The sequence below is a fragment of the Caballeronia zhejiangensis genome (assembly GCF_022879815.1).
In the GTDB taxonomy this organism is placed as follows: Bacteria; Pseudomonadota; Gammaproteobacteria; order Burkholderiales; family Burkholderiaceae; genus Caballeronia; species Caballeronia zhejiangensis.
In genome coordinates this window covers 305,065-321,532 of record NZ_CP084286.1, presented here as the reverse complement: position 1 = coordinate 321,532, position 16,468 = coordinate 305,065, and the positions used below count along the sequence as shown (strand labels likewise).

16 protein-coding genes and 2 pseudogenes are annotated in these 16,468 nt (G+C 63.0%); 13 read left to right on the top strand and 5 right to left on the bottom strand.

Features of this window, described 5'->3' with window-relative positions:
* Positions 1-86: 86 nt before the first annotated feature.
* The 3 genes from LDZ23_RS27645 to LDZ23_RS27635 are packed head-to-tail and all read left to right on the top strand — an operon-like array spanning position 87 to position 3,495.
* Entirely contained in the window at positions 87-1,190 is a 1,104-nt protein-coding gene (locus tag LDZ23_RS27645) for a tartrate dehydrogenase (RefSeq protein ID WP_008347060.1), read from the top strand.
* A 2-nt stretch (positions 1,191-1,192) separates the two neighbouring features.
* Positions 1,193-2,641: an aldehyde dehydrogenase family protein gene (locus LDZ23_RS27640; protein ID WP_008347058.1), complete on the top strand. Its 1,449-nt coding sequence runs from the start codon at positions 1,193-1,195 to the stop codon at positions 2,639-2,641.
* 23 nt (positions 2,642-2,664) lie between these two features.
* Positions 2,665-3,495, top strand: a complete 831-nt coding sequence (locus LDZ23_RS27635) for a Rossmann-like and DUF2520 domain-containing protein (protein ID WP_008347056.1) — start codon at positions 2,665-2,667, stop codon at positions 3,493-3,495.
* 9 nt (positions 3,496-3,504) lie between these two features.
* Here LDZ23_RS27635 and LDZ23_RS27630 read toward each other — a convergent pair.
* Positions 3,505-3,660: pseudogene (locus LDZ23_RS27630) on the bottom strand (short-chain dehydrogenase/reductase); the annotation flags it as partial.
* 151 nt (positions 3,661-3,811) lie between these two features.
* On the opposite strand from LDZ23_RS27630, the pseudogene LDZ23_RS27625 reads away from it, so the two are divergent.
* The 3 genes and pseudogenes from LDZ23_RS27625 to LDZ23_RS27615 all read left to right on the top strand — a co-directional run.
* Positions 3,812-4,030, top strand: a pseudogene (locus LDZ23_RS27625) (LysR family transcriptional regulator); the annotation flags it as partial.
* 92 nt (positions 4,031-4,122) lie between these two features.
* Positions 4,123-4,488: a BON domain-containing protein gene (locus LDZ23_RS27620; protein ID WP_008347050.1), complete on the top strand. Its 366-nt coding sequence runs from the start codon at positions 4,123-4,125 to the stop codon at positions 4,486-4,488.
* A 33-nt stretch (positions 4,489-4,521) separates the two neighbouring features.
* On the top strand, positions 4,522-6,120 hold the full coding sequence (locus tag LDZ23_RS27615; RefSeq protein WP_008347047.1) for an MFS transporter: 1,599 nt from the start codon (positions 4,522-4,524) through the stop codon (positions 6,118-6,120).
* A 29-nt stretch (positions 6,121-6,149) separates the two neighbouring features.
* On the opposite strand, the gene LDZ23_RS27610 is transcribed toward LDZ23_RS27615, so the two are convergent.
* Positions 6,150-6,512: an NUDIX hydrolase gene (locus LDZ23_RS27610; RefSeq protein WP_034470223.1), complete on the bottom strand. Its 363-nt coding sequence runs from the start codon at positions 6,510-6,512 to the stop codon at positions 6,150-6,152.
* A 187-nt stretch (positions 6,513-6,699) separates the two neighbouring features.
* On the opposite strand from LDZ23_RS27610, the gene LDZ23_RS27605 reads away from it, so the two are divergent.
* The 4 genes from LDZ23_RS27605 (at position 6,700) to LDZ23_RS27590 (ending at position 9,997) form a co-directional block, all read left to right on the top strand.
* On the top strand, positions 6,700-7,512 hold the full coding sequence (locus LDZ23_RS27605) for a CHAD domain-containing protein (RefSeq protein WP_008347044.1): 813 nt from the start codon (positions 6,700-6,702) through the stop codon (positions 7,510-7,512).
* A gap of 41 nt (positions 7,513-7,553) precedes the next feature.
* Positions 7,554-8,303, top strand: a complete 750-nt coding sequence (locus LDZ23_RS27600; protein ID WP_034470221.1) for a DUF2278 family protein — start codon at positions 7,554-7,556, stop codon at positions 8,301-8,303.
* Between the two features lie 141 nt (positions 8,304-8,444).
* Positions 8,445-9,683, top strand: a complete 1,239-nt coding sequence (locus tag LDZ23_RS27595) for a multidrug effflux MFS transporter (RefSeq protein WP_051078977.1) — start codon at positions 8,445-8,447, stop codon at positions 9,681-9,683.
* Positions 9,684-9,787: 104 nt separating this feature from the next.
* Positions 9,788-9,997, top strand: coding sequence for a hypothetical protein (locus LDZ23_RS27590; RefSeq protein ID WP_008347038.1), 210 nt, complete (start codon positions 9,788-9,790; stop codon positions 9,995-9,997).
* A 16-nt stretch (positions 9,998-10,013) separates the two neighbouring features.
* On the opposite strand, the gene LDZ23_RS27585 is transcribed toward LDZ23_RS27590, so the two are convergent.
* Entirely contained in the window at positions 10,014-12,200 is a 2,187-nt protein-coding gene (locus LDZ23_RS27585; RefSeq protein WP_144403715.1) for a hybrid sensor histidine kinase/response regulator family protein, read from the bottom strand.
* Positions 12,201-12,371: 171 nt separating this feature from the next.
* Between LDZ23_RS27585 and LDZ23_RS27580 the strand changes: the two genes are divergently transcribed.
* Together LDZ23_RS27580 and LDZ23_RS27575 are read left to right on the top strand one after the other, a co-directional pair.
* A complete protein-coding gene (locus LDZ23_RS27580; protein WP_033536447.1) occupies positions 12,372-12,638 on the top strand; it encodes a YlcI/YnfO family protein in 267 nt (88 codons plus the stop codon).
* Between the two features lie 3 nt (positions 12,639-12,641).
* Complete coding sequence (locus LDZ23_RS27575) at positions 12,642-13,628, top strand: FkbO/Hyg5 family chorismatase (RefSeq protein WP_144403714.1); 987 nt, start codon at positions 12,642-12,644, stop codon at positions 13,626-13,628.
* On the opposite strand, the gene LDZ23_RS27570 is transcribed toward LDZ23_RS27575, so the two are convergent.
* Positions 13,620-14,489, bottom strand: a complete 870-nt coding sequence (locus LDZ23_RS27570) for a LysR family transcriptional regulator (protein WP_008347029.1) — start codon at positions 14,487-14,489, stop codon at positions 13,620-13,622. The genes LDZ23_RS27575 and LDZ23_RS27570 overlap by 9 nt on opposite strands.
* A gap of 156 nt (positions 14,490-14,645) precedes the next feature.
* Here LDZ23_RS27570 and LDZ23_RS27565 point away from each other — a divergent pair, with 156 nt between their 5' ends.
* Positions 14,646-15,494: a DMT family transporter gene (locus LDZ23_RS27565; protein WP_244808305.1), complete on the top strand. Its 849-nt coding sequence runs from the start codon at positions 14,646-14,648 to the stop codon at positions 15,492-15,494.
* 10 nt (positions 15,495-15,504) lie between these two features.
* On the opposite strand, the gene LDZ23_RS27560 is transcribed toward LDZ23_RS27565, so the two are convergent.
* Positions 15,505-16,410 carry a LysR family transcriptional regulator gene (locus LDZ23_RS27560; RefSeq protein ID WP_008347026.1) on the bottom strand — a complete coding sequence of 302 codons (906 nt, stop codon included), beginning with the start codon at positions 16,408-16,410 and terminating at the stop codon, positions 15,505-15,507.
* Positions 16,411-16,468: the final 58 nt, after the last annotated feature.

The window sequence follows — 16,468 nt, the reverse complement described above, 5'->3', positions numbered from 1 at the left end:
GTTTCCGGATTCGCACTTCCGCAGCAACAACGCCTCCGCTAGATTTCCCCTCAGATCAAACGTCGAAAACGAGGAGACAGAGCGCAATGGCAACGACACATCACATCGCCGTCATTCCGGGCGATGGCATCGGCAAGGAAGTCATGGTCGAAGGGCTGCGCGTGCTGAAGGCCGCCGCCGCGCGCTACGACATCGCGCTCGATTTCGACGAGTTCGCATCATGGTGCACCGAGCATTACGTGCAGCACGGCACGATGATGCCCGCCGACTGGGACAAGCAGATCGGCAAGCACGACGCGATCTTCTTCGGCGCGGTCGGCACGCCCGACATCGTGCCGGACCATACGGCGGTGTGGGAATCGATCATCAGGATTCGCCGCGAGTTCGATCAATACGTGAACCTGCGTCCCGTGCGGCTGATGCCCGGCGTGCCTTCGCCGCTCGCCAATCGCAAGCCCGGCGACATCGACTTTCTGGTCGTGCGCGAGAACACCGAAGGCGAGTATTCGTCGGTCGGCGGACGCATGTTCGAAGGCACCGAGCGCGAGTTCGCGACGCAGCAGGCGGTCTTCACGCGCACGGGCGTCGATCGCATTCTCGACTTCGCGTTCAAGCTCGCGCAGAGCCGTCCGAAGAAGCAGCTCACCGCCGCGACCAAATCGAACGGCATCTCCATCACGATGCCGTACTGGGACGAGCGCCTTGCCGAAGCGGCGAAGCGCTATCCGGACATCGCGACGAACAAGTTTCACATCGACATTCTGTGCGCCCATTTCGTGCAGCATCCTGACCGTTTCGATGTCGTGGTCGCGTCGAATCTCTTCGGCGACATTCTTTCCGATCTCGGTCCCGCATGCACGGGCACCATCGGCATCGCGCCTTCGGCGAACCTGAATCCCGAGCGGCGCTTTCCATCGCTCTTCGAGCCGGTACATGGATCGGCACCCGATATCGCGGGCAAGGGCATCGCCAATCCGATCGGGCAGATCTGGTCGGCCGCGCTGATGCTCCAGCATCTCGGACGCGGCGACGCGCGCTACGAAGCGGCGGCGAAGACCATCCTGTCGGCCATCGAAAGCGTGCTCGAAAACGGCCCGCGCACGCCCGACATGGGCGGCACGGCGAACACCATCGAAGTCGGCAAGGCGATCGCCGAAGCCGTCACCGAACATGCACTGATCACGGAGTAAGCATGGAATACCGTCACTTCATCGGCAACGCGTGGAAAGCGGGCGACAACGGCGAATCGCTCGATGTCATCGATCCGAGCACCGGCGAGCCGTTCGCGGCGATTGCACGCGGCAACGCCGCCGATATCGCCACGGCTGTCCACGCAGCGCGCAGCGCAATGGGCGATGCGCTCGACGGTCCGTGGGCGAAGCTCTCGCCTGTCGAGCGCTCGAACCTGCTGTTCGCCTATGCGAACGCCGTTCTCGAACACGCCGACGAACTCGCGCAACTCGAAGCGCGCGACACCGGCAAGGCGCTCAAGACCGCGCGCACCGATGCGGCCGTGCTCGCGCGCTATCTGCAGTATTACGCGGGTTGCGTCGACAAGCTGCACGGCGAAACGCTGCCCTATACGACCGGCTTTACCGTGCTGACGGTACGCGAGCCGATCGGCGTGACGGGCCACATCATTCCGTGGAATTACCCGATGCAGATCTACGGCCGCAGCGTCGGCGCGTCGCTCGCGGCGGGCAATGCGTGCGTCGTGAAGCCCGCGGAGGACGCGAGTCTGTCGATCCTGCGGCTCGCAGAAATCGCCGCCGACGTCGGCTTTCCGGCTGGCGCGATCAACGTCGTCACCGGACTCGGCAGCGAGGCGGGCGCGGCGCTGTCGGCGAACGAAGGCATCGGTCATGTCTCGTTCACCGGCTCGACCGCGACGGGCGCGCTCGTCGGACGCACGGCGGCGGAACGTCATTGCCCGAGCGTGCTCGAACTCGGCGGCAAGTCACCGCAACTCGTTTTCGACGATGCCGATCTCGACGAAGCCTTGCCCGTGATCCAGAACGCGATCGTGCAGAACGCCGGACAAACGTGTTCGGCGGGCAGCCGTCTGCTGGTTCAGCGCGGCATCTACGAAACCGTGATCGAACGTCTCGCGCAGCGTTTCGAAGCGCTGCGTTCCGGGCCGCCCGCGATGGACCTCGACATGGGTCCGCTCGTCAACGCGAAGCAACATGCGCGTGTGCGCAGCATCGTCGAGCAGGCGGAAGGTGAAGGCATTCGCGTCGCGGCGCGCGGCAAGATCGTCGTGGAAGCGTCGCGCAATGGCTTCTTCCAGGAAGCGGTGCTGTTTCGCGACGTGCCGCCGCAAAGCCGGCTCGCGCAGGAGGAAGTCTTCGGCCCGGTGCTCGCGGTAATGCCCTTCGACGACGAAGCCGAAGCCGTGAAGCTCGCCAATGGCACGAACTACGGTCTCGTCGCGGGCGTGTGGACGCGCGACGGTTCGCGCGGCCTGCGACTCGCGCGCAAGCTGCAGGCGGGCCAGGTGTTCATCAACAACTATGGCGCGGGCGGCGGCGTCGAGTTGCCGTTCGGCGGCGTGAAGGCGAGCGGGCATGGACGCGAGAAGGGCTTCGAAGCGCTGTACGGCTTCACGAGCCTGAAGACCATCGCGATCAGGCACGGCTGAGTCTCGCGCGGGTTCACATCATCATGGCGACTCTCAACATCATCGGCGCGGGGCGGGTCGGCGCGACGCTCGGCAATCTGATCGTCGCGAACCGCGTGCTCGATATCGGCGATGTATGCGACAGCGATCTCGCGCATGCGCATGAAGCGGTCGATTTCATCGGCGCGGGCCGCGCGCTCGACGACATCGCCGCGATGCATCCCGCGGATATCTGGCTGCTCTCGGTGCCCGATGCACGCATCGCGGACGTGGCGCAAGCGCTTGCGGCGCATCGCAAGCATGATGCGCCGACGATTGCCGTGCATTGCAGCGGCGCGCTCGACGCCGACACGCTCGCGCCCTTGCGCGCGCTCGGCTGGAGCGTCGCGAGCGCGCATCCGATGCTGAGCTTCGCGAAGCCCGGCACGGCCGTGTTCCAGTTCGAAGGCACGCCATGCGGACTCGAAGGCGATCGCGCCGCCCGCGATGCATGGAGCGAGATTCTCGCGGCCATCGGCGCGCGCTGCTTCGATATCGAGCCGGGCAGCAAGGCGCTTTATCACGCGGCGGCGGTCGTCGCATCGAACTTTCTGCCGATACTCGCGGCGATGTCCGTCGAGATGTGGCAGGCGGCCGGCATTCCGCAAGCGCTCATCGAAGACATGATGCACACGCTCACGCGCAATGCCGCCACCAACGTCGTTTCGCTCGGGCCGAAGGATGCGTTGACCGGTCCGGCGGCGCGCGGCGATCGCGCGGTCGTGGAAGTGCAATCGCAGGCGATCGGCGCGTGGGACACGGTATCGCGCGATGCCTACGACGCGCTCTCGACGCTCGCCACGCGCCTCGCGCTGACGGGCAAGGTGCGAGGGTAATTGACGCGATCAAACAGCGAAATCCGTCGAACTCGATGACTCACGCCACGCGTCCGTTTCGGCTTCGACATGCGCGTTCTTCTCCGCGATGGCCTTCAGCGTGTCGGTGCCGAGCGCGAGGCGCAGCGGCGGCGTTTGCGCAACGGCGAGCGTGATGAGCGGCGTGCGGTCATTGATCAGGGGATATCGCCGCAAGCCACAGCGCCTGTTGCAGAGCGTCGAACCGGCGCTTGCGATGCTCACGTCTGCCATCGCGGATGCGAAGAACGCGAAGGAAGAGATCGCCGGGCCCTTGCGCATCAGCGCGCCGAAAGCGCTCGGTAGTTTTTTCGCCGTCGCGCATATCCGCGAAGGACGTCTCGTACCCTTGCTCACGCGTCAAATGACGCAGCGCGAATCGATCTACATCTACTATCGGCATCGAACGGAGCGGCCGCTTCGCGTGCGAACGTTCATCGACTTCACGATCGCAAAGCTCGCGGGAAACGCCGATTTCTGCCTTACGCCGACGCAATTGCGCGCGCTAGCGAAATGAACGGCCCGATTCCCTGCGATATCGCGAAGCGCCGATTAGAATCCATCTTGCCTTTGCATCCTCCATTTCACGCAAGCTACCGGAGCCACGCAATGAAGATGATCAATGCGCTCAGATTTGCCGCCGTTGCATCAGCGATAGCCTTTTCCGTCAACGTATGGTCGCAGACCAGCGATGCGGGATCGACCCAGTCCGCGACGCCTTCGGCGAGCACGGGAAGCTCCAAATCGACGGCGCGCAAAGCCAACCGCGCGCTCAGCAAGAAGGTGTCTCAGGCATTGCAAAAAGGCGGCATCGACACGAACGGCATGAATGTGATCGCCAAGAACGGCGCGATCACGCTCGCCGGTCACGCAGCCGATGGCGAGCAGATCGACCAGGCGGCGTCGATCGCGAAAGGCGTGGACGGCGTGAAGTCGGTGAAGAATGTTCTGACGATTCAGGAAGGCGGGCAGTAACACACTGCCTCTGAGCGCGCGCTCGCGCATGTCATGAACTCGTTCCTGGATGTCGGCGATCGCGAACGGCAACGCCTGCCGTTTCGCGAATCGCTGCTCGCGATGCTCGGCATCGCGTTCGTCACGATGCTCGTCGCGCTCGATCAGACCATCGTCGGGACCGCGATGCCGCGCATCGTCGCCGAACTCAAGGGCTTCGATCTGTACGCGTGGGTCGCGACGTCGTACATGCTCGCGTCCGTCATCACGATTCCGATCTTCGGGCGGCTCGGCGACCTTTACGGACGAAAGCCGTTTCTGCTCGCGGCGATCGTGCTGTTCACGCTGGCGTCGGTGCTGTGCGGATTCGCCGACAGCATGCTGTTCCTGGTGATTGCGCGCGGCGTGCAGGGCATCGGCGGCGGCATTCTGCTCGGCACGGTGTTCGCCGCCGTCGCCGATCTCTTTCCCGATCCGAAGCTGCGTCTGCGCTGGCTCGTGCTCGTCACGTCGACGTTCGGCGTCGCCAACGTGATCGGCCCGACGCTCGGCGGCATGCTCACGCAGATGCGCGGCTGGCGGCTCGTGTTTTTCGTCAACGTGCCAATCGGCATCGTCTCGCTAATGTTCGTGCTGATGTTCGTGCCGAACCTGCATCATGCGAAGACGCGTGGACGGATTCAGCTCGACTGGCTCGGCGCGTGCGTCGTCGCGGTGACGCTCGGCGCATTGCAACTGCTGATCGAACTGCTGCCGAAAGAAGGCGTCTCGCGCACGACGATCGTGCTTGCGCTCGTCACGCTCCTGTTCGGCGCGACACTGTACTTCTGGGAAAAGCGCATGGGCTATCCCGTCGTGCCCGTCGACGTGCTGATGGACCGCAAGCTCGCCGCGCTTTTCGCGATCTCCGTGCTCGGCGGCTTCGCGCTCTTCTCGATGGCCTTCTACATTCCGCTGCTGTTTCAGGGCGGCTATGGCATGTCGCCGCACGATTCGGGCATGCTCATCACGCCGCTGCTGCTCGGCACGACCGTCGGCAGCATGATCAACAACCGCATCGTCACGCGCATCCCGCGTGCGAACGTGCTGATGTATGCGGGCTTCGCGCTTTCCGTGGCCGGCTGTCTCGCGCTCGTCTCGCTCGATGGTCACGAACCGCATGCCGTCTGGATGGCGTGCATGGGCGCGAGCGGACTCGGCCTCGGGCTCGTCGCGACGAATCTCACCATCTGCTCGCAACAGATCGTCGCGCGCGAGCAGATCGGCGCGGTCACGGCGTTGCTGCAATCGCTGCGCATTTTCGGCGGCATGCTGGGCACCGCGATCACCGGCGCGCTGCTCGGGCATCTCTATGCGCAAAACGTGCATCGTCCGCTCGATTCGTATCAGGCGACGCAGTGGCTCAAATCGTTCGCGAGCCCGGACCTGCTGATCGACCGTGCGGAACAGTCTGCGCTGATCGAACGCCTCGTCGCGGCGGGCCAAGCGGCCGATGCGATGACGATGATGCACTCGGCGCGCATGGCGCTCGTCGCGTCGATTCACGTCGGGCTCGTGGTCGCCGCGATGGCGGCGTTCGTCGGCCTCTGTCTCGCGTGGTTCGTGCCTGCGGTGCGCGTCGATTATGGCGATGCGAAAGGACAAAGCGCGTGACGTTTGCCGAACGACCATGCGAAACGGTGTCAGCGTTTGCCGCCGAGCGCCTTCACAATGTGTCTCGTCGGCTCGGTGGTCGCGAGTCGTGAAATTTCCGACATATGAACCCAGCGGCAGCGAGAGATTTCATTGCTCGCGCGCGGCTTTGCGTTCTTCGGCACATCGCAGAAGAAGACGTGATGATGCTTCTGCCTTCCACGATGCTGAAACAGGAATTTCGCCGACTTGCCCGCGAGACGCGTTTCTTCCTTGAGTTCGCGAAGCGCGGCGTCCGAAAGATGCTCGCCTCGCTTGAGCATGCCGCCGGGCAGCGCCCACTTGGTGCGACGTCGCGCCACCAGAAGTATCCGGTTGCCCTTCCGACAAATGACGGTGGCTCGCTTCCTCAAACCGACTCCGTAATCTATAAGCTATGTCCTGTCAACGGACCCAGTGTACCCAACCGTTTTTTCATTGTGGAGCATCCGATGACAGCGGCATTTTCCGTATTGGGCATGAAGCAAGACATGTTCCGCTCGCCCCGCGCAGCGGGTATGCATGTTGCGTAACCGGGTCATTCGGTAACAGGGAGCGATCATGGACGATCGAACGCGCATCACGGCCGAAGCCAGATTCGGCGATCTCGCGTCGCCGCTGATCGACGAGGCGATGCAGCACGCTGCCACGCTCGACGGAAACACGGACCCGGAAGTGCTTCACAAGCTGCGTGTTGCGTTGCGCAGGCTGCGCACTTTGTTCTGGGCATACCGGCCTTTGCTGGACGAAGAATTCGATACGCGTCAGCGCGCCCTGTTCAGGTATCTCGCGACATCGGCGGGCAGCGCGCGGGACTGGGACATTCTGATCGAATTGCTGCATGAACTCGATGTCGAAGGATTCGACGAAACGGTGAAGGCGCATCGGGCTAACGTGCTCGCGACGAGCATCGAAAATCTCGCCAACGCGGACATGAAGCATGTGCTGCTGAGCGGATTGAAGGAAGCGAATCATCAGCTCAACACGGGACCGCAACGCGTGCCGGTCGAACGGTTCGCGAAGAAGCGCATCGGCGCGGCGCGCAGTCAGCTGAAGAAGCGCATCAAGCGGGCGTTGCGCGCGAAACAGTCAGACTATGCTGCGTATCACGAAGTGCGCAAGGCGGGAAAGAAGGTGCGTTATCTGATCGAGTTTTTCGAGCCGGATATCCCGGCGAAACTGCGCGCCGAGGTGAAGAGCCTCAAGCGGCTTCAAAAGCGCTTCGGCGCGTTGAACGATGTCGTTGCGAGCCGCGATTTGCTTTCGAATTCACGAGGCGAATTCGCCGACGATGCCAGCGAAAAGCACGCGTTACGTGCGCTGAAGGCGGAGCAGAAACATCGCTTCAAAGCTGCGAGAAAAGCGATTCGTTGATATCGTCGTGATCGCATATTGGCCGAAAGGATGTTGTCATCATGGCGCGCAACGAATACGTTGTCTTCAAGGGCACGGTCAAGCTAGGCGTCCCCTTTCTTCAGGGCTATAAGGGCGATCCGCATTACGTGATCGTCAGCGAGGACGCGAACGGCAAGCCATTCGACATCGTCACCAACGTGAAATCCGATAGCTCGCTGACGGGGCCAGCGGGTTATCTCGTGCTGTATGTCTGGAATCGATACTTCGATCATCCGATGACGGCCGATCTCGACAAGCTGTCGGCGGGTGTGTCGACAGCGAACTTCCCGAAGCTCGACTATGTACACGATTCGCGACTCGTCGATCTCGACGCGATGCGCCCGATCCCGCTCGACACCAAGGACGAGAAGAACGATATCAATGCGCTTCTCAACGAGATGCTGCAACTGGACATGTCGGCGAACGGCGTCGATTACGTCTATGAAACGCCGAGCTATAGCGACGATCGCCTCGGATGGAAGCCGACGAAAGACGTGACCGTCTATGGCTTTGGCTTCCTGTTCGAGCCGGGGAAGGACGGGCTGCACGAGACGCATATGAATCAGGGCAACCCGAAGCCGGGCAAGGGCACGCATGTCAAGGACCACTCGAACGAGAACGGCGTGTTTCAGGACGGCGCGGTCATGATCGAAGTGGACGGCAAGTTTCAGGCGCTGTTCGTCGCGTTCCAGACGCAGCTCGTGCCGACGGACAGCCGTGGCCGCCCGATACCGGGCCAGTCGCATCCCATTCTGCATGGCAAGACGTGATCGATCGCGCGGGAAACGCGCAGGTTGACGTACGCGCGACGAGGGCTTTGAGCCGATTCGCGCGATGACAGGCACAATACGATGAATCCCCATCCGGATTGGCCCGCAGAGGCCGCCGGCCTTCGCTCATTCGTCGTTGTCATGAACCACGCTCATCCTTCGAAGAATTCCCCGCAATTCCTGCTGTTTCTGGTTTGCCTGTTCGCGTCGGCGGGGCAGCTCGCCATCGATATCTACGTGCCCGCGTTGCCCGCGATGGCGCGTTACTTCGCCACGTCGCCCCAGGCGATCCAGTCGAGCGTCTCCGGCTACATGGCGGCGTATGCGATCGGTCAACTGGTCTTCGGCCCCATCGCCGATGCGTACGGGCGCAAAAAAGTGCTGGCGTTCGGGCTCGTCGTCTTCACGCTCGGCTGCTTACTGTCGCTCGCGGCGACGAACCTCGAAACCTTCCTGCTCGCGCGGTGCCTGCAAGGCTTCGGCATCGCGGCGACCAACCTGCTTGCGAAGGCGATCATCACCGATTCGTTCAAGGGCCTGGCGCTGCTGCACGCGTTCACCTACATGTCGATCGCGTGGGGGCTCGCGCCGATCGTGGCGCCCGTGATCGGCGCGCACTTGCAGGAATGGTTCGGCTGGAAGTCGTGCCTCGTCTTTCTGCTCATCTATTCGATCGTGATGTGGACGCTCATATGGCGCTATCGCGAGACCTTGCAGAAGCCGGTGCGTCTCGCGCCGCGCACGCTGTTCACGAATGCGGGCAAGGTGTTGTCGAGCCGCGTTTTCCAGAGCTGTTTTCTCGCGCAAGGGCTGTGCTATAGCATCCTGCTCGTATTCAACATCGTCGGCCCCTTCATGGTGCAGAACACGCTGCACAAGCCGCCGACGTACTTCGGCTATCTCGCGCTCGCCATCGGCATGATGTATTTCCTCGGCGGGCTGTCGAACCGCGTGCATGGCGCGCGTCTGCCGAGCGCGGAGCAACGGCTGCGCATCGGCGCGCGCGTGATGGCGGGCGCATCGGTCGTCATGCTGCTGCTCTCGCTGACGGTCGGCCTCACCGTATGGACGTTGTCCGCGCCGGTGCTCGTGATGGGCTTCTGCGCCGGCGCGATGTACCCGACGCTGATGGCAAAGGGCAATTCGCTCTTTCCGCATATCGCGGGCCTTACCGCGGCGATTCTCGGCTGCTCGCTCTTGCTCGTGTCGTCGGTGATGATGGGTCTCGCGGGCTTCGTGTCGGTGCAGATTCTCACGCCCCTCGCGGCGTTCTTCGTGATTCTCGCGTTCACCGTCGTCGCGATGGTGACGTTGCTGCTGCGCCATCTGGAGCAGTCGCAGGCCACGGGCACCGTGCGGGAAGGCGTCGACGCAGCCTGATGCGCCAAAGCGGTGCGGCCTGCAATGCATTGCAGAAAAGCTTGTTTGTCCAAGTCTTTTTGAAGGCTTAGATTCGAGCTGTTCATGCATCGAGGAGGCGAGCCATGCCGCACTTCCTGACTCACTACTGGCAGGCGCTTTCGGGCCCTTCGCAGCGTGCGCGTGAGCGTTCGGCCAACGACGCTCACGCCGCGAGCGAAACCACGCGCGCCGAGCAGCTCGAGCACATTTCCGTCTACGCGCGCGCGGGATATTTCAACATGGGCTATACCGTGGATGCGTTTCAGTTGCCCGGAGAATCGCCGCTGCACTGAAGCGCACGAACGAGACTCACCGCGCGGCGCGCATCGACAGGCCGTTCAGCAGCCGTTGCAACTCGTCGATATTGAAAGGCTTCGCGAGTATGGTAAAGCCGGTGCGGCGCGCCTCGTCGAGCTGATCGGCGTAACCCGTCATCAGCGTGACCGGCTGATTCGGGCGCGTCGACTTGATCCATTCCGCGAGCTTGATGCCGTCGTAACTACCGGGCATCTGGATGTCGGAAAGCACGAGATCGAATTCATCGCCGGCTTCGAGCATCTGTCTCGCGGCGTCGCCTGACGATGCGTGGCGCGCTTGCCAGCCGAGCACGTCGATCACGGCGCACAGGCCCGCCGCGACTTCCTCGTTGTCTTCGACGATCAGCACGGTGGACGATGGCGCTTCGCGATCGACCGTCTCCACAGGCGGCGCATCCGCAGGCGCATCGACTTCGCCGGTCCAGTGCGGCAGATAGATGTCGACTGTCGTGCCGAAGCCCCATGCAGAATTCACGCGCGCCGTGCCGCCCGCCTGCTCGGACATCGCGAGCACTTGCGCGAGTCCGAGCCCAGTCCCGGCGCCCGCGCCCTTGGTGGTGAAAAGCGGTTCGAACGCTTGTTTTGCGACGTCGGTGCGCATGCCGACGCCGCTGTCCTTGCACGAGATCACGACGTATTCGCCGGCGCCGAGACCTTCATGCGTCGACGTATAACGCACGTTGTTGCACTCGATGCGAAAGTCGCCGCCGTGAGGCATCGCGTCCTTCGCATTCACGGCGATGTTGATGAGCGCCGAGGTCAGCTCCGTCGCATCGACGCGCACGGTCCACGTCGATGGCGGCACGCGCGAGCCGAACGTGACCTTGTCGCCCACCGACGCGCGCACGAGCGGCTCGGAGTCCATCATCCAGCGATCGAGGCGGATGACCTGCATCTGAAGCGGCTGACGTCGCGCGACGCTCAGCAGGCGGCGTGCGAGCGATTGCGCATTCTTCGATGCGCGCTCCACCGCCGCGACTTCCTTTTCGAGGCCGTTGAAGCCCTTGCGCCGCGCCAGTTCCATGTTCGACGTGACGACCATCAGCAGGTTATTGAAGTCGTGCGCGACGCTCGCGACGAGATTGCCGAGCGCGCCCATGCGTTGAAGCCGCCGCGTGGCCGCGACGGCCGAGCGGCGCAGCGCAAGTTCGCCGCGCCAGTTGTGCCATGCCGCTTCTTCCGCTTTGAGGCGTCGCAGCGAGAAGCCGATCAGCACCCACAGCGCGATGCACGGAATCAGTGCGATCGACGCGATCGATACATCGCGCCGCCACCATGCGAGGCGCACGTCATGAATCGAAAAGCCCGCCGCCGCGTAGACGGGATAGTCGCCGACACGCCGCCACGCCGCGAGCTTTTCATCGTTGTCGAGCGGCGATATGTAACGCATCAGACCCGTGGGCTTGCCTTGCGCGAATGCGCTCGCCAGCACCGAATGGCGATCGGGCGCATTGGGTGCGGACGCCGGCGGAAAACGCGCGAGCACGGCGCCGTCGTCGCGATGTAGCGCGAGCGTGAGCGCGGGATCGCTCACAATGAGTTCGCGATAGAAATCGAACAGATAATCGCGCCGCACGGCAATCGCGATTTCGCCGAGAAAGCGGCCGTCTTTCGCATAGCGTGCGCTCAGCGTGTTGACGATGTCCGTGTTCTTCACGCGCCCGCGCTCGGGCATGGAAACATGAAAGCTCGAATGCGTATCGCGCGTCGCGATGAAATCCGCACGATCGCTGACGGAGACATCGGGCGCGGGAAAAAAGCGGCTGCTGAGCACGAGCCTGCCGCGACTGTCGAGCACGGAGAGCGCCGCGATCTGTTCATGAGCCGCCGCGAGACGCGCGAGCTTGTCGTGCAGCTCCGACTGGCTGCGCGCGATGAAATCCGCGTCGCCGCTGCCGAGCATCTCGTCGATGCGCGAGATCAGTTCGCGGTTGATGCTGAAAACGGTGTTGGCCTTTTCGTCGACGATACGCACGAGCCGTTCGAGCGACTCGCCGGTTTCGGCGAATGTGCGTCCGTAAGTGTAGTAACCGTACAGGCAGAAAAATGCGAAGGGAATGACGATCGACGCAACGAGTGCAGCGAAGAGCCGTCTGCGCGCCGCGCGAAAGTCGAGCGGTGGCAGAGAGGGCAGGGTCTCTGCGGTGCCTGAAGCGGAGTGTTCTTCAGATTCGTTCATGGCGCGTTGCAAGGCGTGCGCGAGCGCCGAAACGCTCGTTTCGATGGTAGCACGCAGGTCTGTCATCGCCATGCATGAGTGCGCATCGGTCGTCGCGCAATCAGGCTGTGGTATAAGCACCGCATGCGCGCGCCCGCTCGCGGCGCGCAACGAACGTAACAGGAGCATGCAGTGAGAAGGACCGCCGAAAACAAGCTAAAGGTGGTCGCAGTGCGGGTCGATCCACAATTCGAACAACGGCTGCGACTTCTGGCGGAAGTGACGGGGCGCAAGCAATCGTTCTTCCTCCAGCAGATGATCGAGAACGGCATCGGCGCAATGGAAGAAACCTGGCTGCCGCCGGACGTGCTCGAACAAGTGAGGAGCGGTGCGTTGCCGCCGTTGCAGCAGGATCGCGTCTCGACCGCGGACCTCTTCGGCGATCAGGCCGATGAATGATCGATGATGGCGACGCCCCGATCGCGCTTCATCGCGCATGACGCGACATGCGAAGACGATGTGCTCGCGCGCATCGTCTTCGGTGCGGCGAGCGGCGGGCCGTGCATCGAAAGCGGTGTGCCGACGCTGCGCCTCGCGATGTGCGACGACTCTCACGACGGCTTCGCCGAAATCTGGACAGGCAACGGGCCGATCCACAGCGGACGCTTCAATGATCTCGTCTTCGCGCACGACGACGAGTTTCTCTTTTGCGCGGGCTTCATCGCGTCGTCCGGCCGCTATACCGAAGCCACGCGACAAGCCTATGGCGATGCGTTCGCGCTCGTCGGCGAGCGGGACTTCCCGAAGATTTTCCGCATGTGGAATTTCATCCCGCACATCAACGGGGCGAATCGGGAAGGGCTCGAGGTGTATCGCGATTTCTGCCGTGGACGCGCCATCGCGTTCGAGCAGGATTACACGGGCGCATCGGGTATGCCGGCGGCGACCGGCATCGGCACGTCGGGCGATGGCGTCGGCTTCTATTTTCTGGCGTGCCGCGCAAATTCGCCGCGGCATATCGAGAACTCGCGACAGACGCCCGCGTATGAATATCCGCAGCGATACGGTCCTAAGTCGCCGAGCTTCGCGCGCGGCACCTTGTTGGACGATACGTTGTACGTCTCGGGCACCGCGAGCATTCTCGGACACGAGACCGTGCACGAAGGCGATCTCGACAAGCAATGGCATGTCGCGATCGGCAATATCGCGCATCTGATCGGCATCGAGAATCTCGAAGCGCAGAACGTGAGCGGCGGCTATACGCTGCGCGACCTCGATCAGATCAAGGTGTATTACCGTCATGCGGCGGACTTGCCGCGCGTGATGAAACTCGCGCAGACCGCGTTTCATGCGGATGCGAACATCCGCTATGTCAAGGCCGATATCTGCCGCGCCGATTTGCTCGTCGAGATCGAGGGCATTGCTTCATATCGTCGTCGATCAGACTGACGCCGATTGCCTGAGCGTCTTCACGAGGAGGCTATACAGGCCGTCCACCGCTTTGGAGCCGCGCGAATCGCGACTGCGATAGACAGCGACTTCCATCGGTTCGAGCGGACCCAGGCCTTCATCGTTGCCCAGAATGCGGAGATGGTCCGGCGCGCTGCATTGCGTCAGCACCGCGACCGCGAGACCGCTTTCGACGGCGGCAATCTGCCCGGCCAGACTCGAACTGTTGTAGACCACCTTGTAGCGGCGGCCTTGCTGCGCGAGCGAATGAATCGCGCTGCGCCGCGCGAGGCTCGCGCTTTCATAGACGGCGATCGGCAACGGATCGCGTCTCCATAATTCGAATTGCGCCGCGCCGACCCAGACCATCGGCTCATGGAACAGCAGCGTGCCGCGCCGGCCGTGATCGCGCGATACGAGCGCGATATCGAGCTCGCTATTCGCGATGCGCGGAATCAGCGATGTCGATTGCTCGCAGATCAACTCGATCTCGACGCCGCTGTGCCGCGGCGCAAAGCGCTTCAGCACGGGTGTCAGATATTTGGCCGCGTAGTCGTCGGGCACGCCGAGGCGCACGCGGCCGGTGAGTTGCTCGCCCTGAAGCGCGACCTGCGCCTCGGCATGCAGATCGAGAATGCGCCGTGCATAGCCGAGCAGCGTTTGCCCGTCGTGAGTCAGTTCGAGCGCGCGCGAGCCGCGTTCGATGAGCCGCAATCCGAGCGCGCTTTCGAGCTTCTTCAATTGCATGCTCACCGCCGATTGCGAACGATGCACTTCGCCCGCCGCGCTCGACAGCGAACCCGCATCGACGACGGCGACGAAGCACTTGAGCCAGTCCATCTGCAAATCGTGTTGTTTCATGGGTCTGATCGGCGATTTCGAAAATCGAATGGATGATCTTCGAATTATGCGCTTTTCGTTCTATCGATCGCGGCACACACTTGGGGCATGAACACGAACGCGTCATCCTCTTCCCGTACAACCGCGCGCAGTGAAGCACGATCTGCGGCAGGCGCGTTGCCCTTTATCGTCGGCTGCGCGCTGCTCGGCACGATCGGTGTTTTCCTGCACGAAGCGAATGCCGATCCGCTGACCGCGACATGGTTTCGCTGCGCTTTCGGGCTTCTGGGCATGAGCGCGTGGCTCATCTCGCGCGGACAGACCCGCTTTCTGCGCCTCACGCGCAGCAACGTTCTTTGGGTGCTCGCGGCGAGCCTGCTGATGGTGTCGAGCTGGGCGCTCTTCTTCAGCGCGGTCGAGCGCATATCGGCGGGCGTCGCCATCGTTCTGTTTCATGTGCAGCCGATGTGGGTGCTGCTATTCGCATCGTTGTGGCTCAAAGAGGCGATCGGCGGGCAGCGCGTCATGGCCGTGGCAGTCGCGATGTGCGGACTCGTGCTCGCGACGGGCATCGCCGGACACGCGTCGGACGGCTCTTTGCAGCCCGCGTACTGGACGGGCGTGGCCGCATGTCTGGCCGGTTCGCTGTGCATGGCGGGCGTGACGATCACCGCGCGACGGCTGCGCGATCTGCCTGCGGGCGTGCTCGCGTGGTGGCAGTGCGCCATCGGCACCCTGTTGTTATGGATCTGGCCGATGCAGCACGGGTGGCCCGCATGGGGCATGTCGTGGGCGTGGCTCGCGGGCCTCGGGCTGATTCACACGGGCTTTGCGTACACACTGATGTATATCGGCATGGCGCGGCTCGACACCGCGCGCGTCGCCGTGCTTCAGTTCGTCTACCCGGCGGTGACCATCGTCATCGACTGGCTGGTTTTCGATCAGCGTTTGAGCGGCGCGCAGATGACGGGCATTGCGTTGATGTCGGTGGCGATAGGCTTTGCGGAGCGCGTCCGCAAGGCGTGACGCAGATCCTTCAATGACGCCCGCGCCCCGCCTTTCGCGCGCGGTCGAGCATGAACTCGATGAACGCCAGCGTCGCGCGCGTGTGATGCCGGTTCGGCATGTAGAGCATGTACATGTGCGTGCCGAAGATGCTGAGCCGCCATTCGTCGAGCGCGGTGACGATCGCGCCGCGCCGCATGTCTTCCGACACGACGTAATCCGGCACGATGCCGACGCCGAGACCCGCGAGGATCGCATCGCGCAAAAACAGGAAGTTCTCGGAGATGAGGCTCGGTTCGAGGAGCACTTCGTGACGTTCATCGTCGAGATAGGCGGCGACGCGCGTCTGCTTGCCGACGACCGTCGCGGTGATCACCGGCACGACGCCCAGTTGCTCGAGCCGCGTGGGCATGCCGTGCGTTTCGGCATACGCGGACGATGCACACGCGACGTACCGCACCGGCCCCATGTCGCGCGCAACGAGACTCGGCGGCGGCTCGGGCATCACGCGCACGGCGATATCGACTTCGTCGCGCAGCAGGTCTTCGACGCGGTTTTCGAACATCACGTCGAGCACGATATCCGGGTACTCGCGCTTGAACGCGATCAGCCATTCCGACATCACGAGCTGTCCATAACCGCTCGGCACCGATAACCTCACGCGCCCCTGCAATCCTTGCCCGAGCGTCGATACCGATTCCTGCGCCGCGAAAAGCGCGTTGCGGATCGAACGGCCGTGCTCATAGAGCTTGAGGCCGAGCTCGGTCGGCTCGACGCGTCGCGTGGTTCGCCGCACGAGCTGCAGGCCGACGGACTTTTCGAGCTGATTCAGGTGATAGCTGACATTCGCGCGCGTCATCTTGAGGCGGCGCGCCGCCTCGCTCAGATTACCCGCATCGAGAATTTCGACCAGCAGCGTCAGCTCGTTGACGTCCACGGCATGGCTCGATTGTCAAAAGAGATTTGACAGTCTGTCAATCGAGCCTGTGATTGTC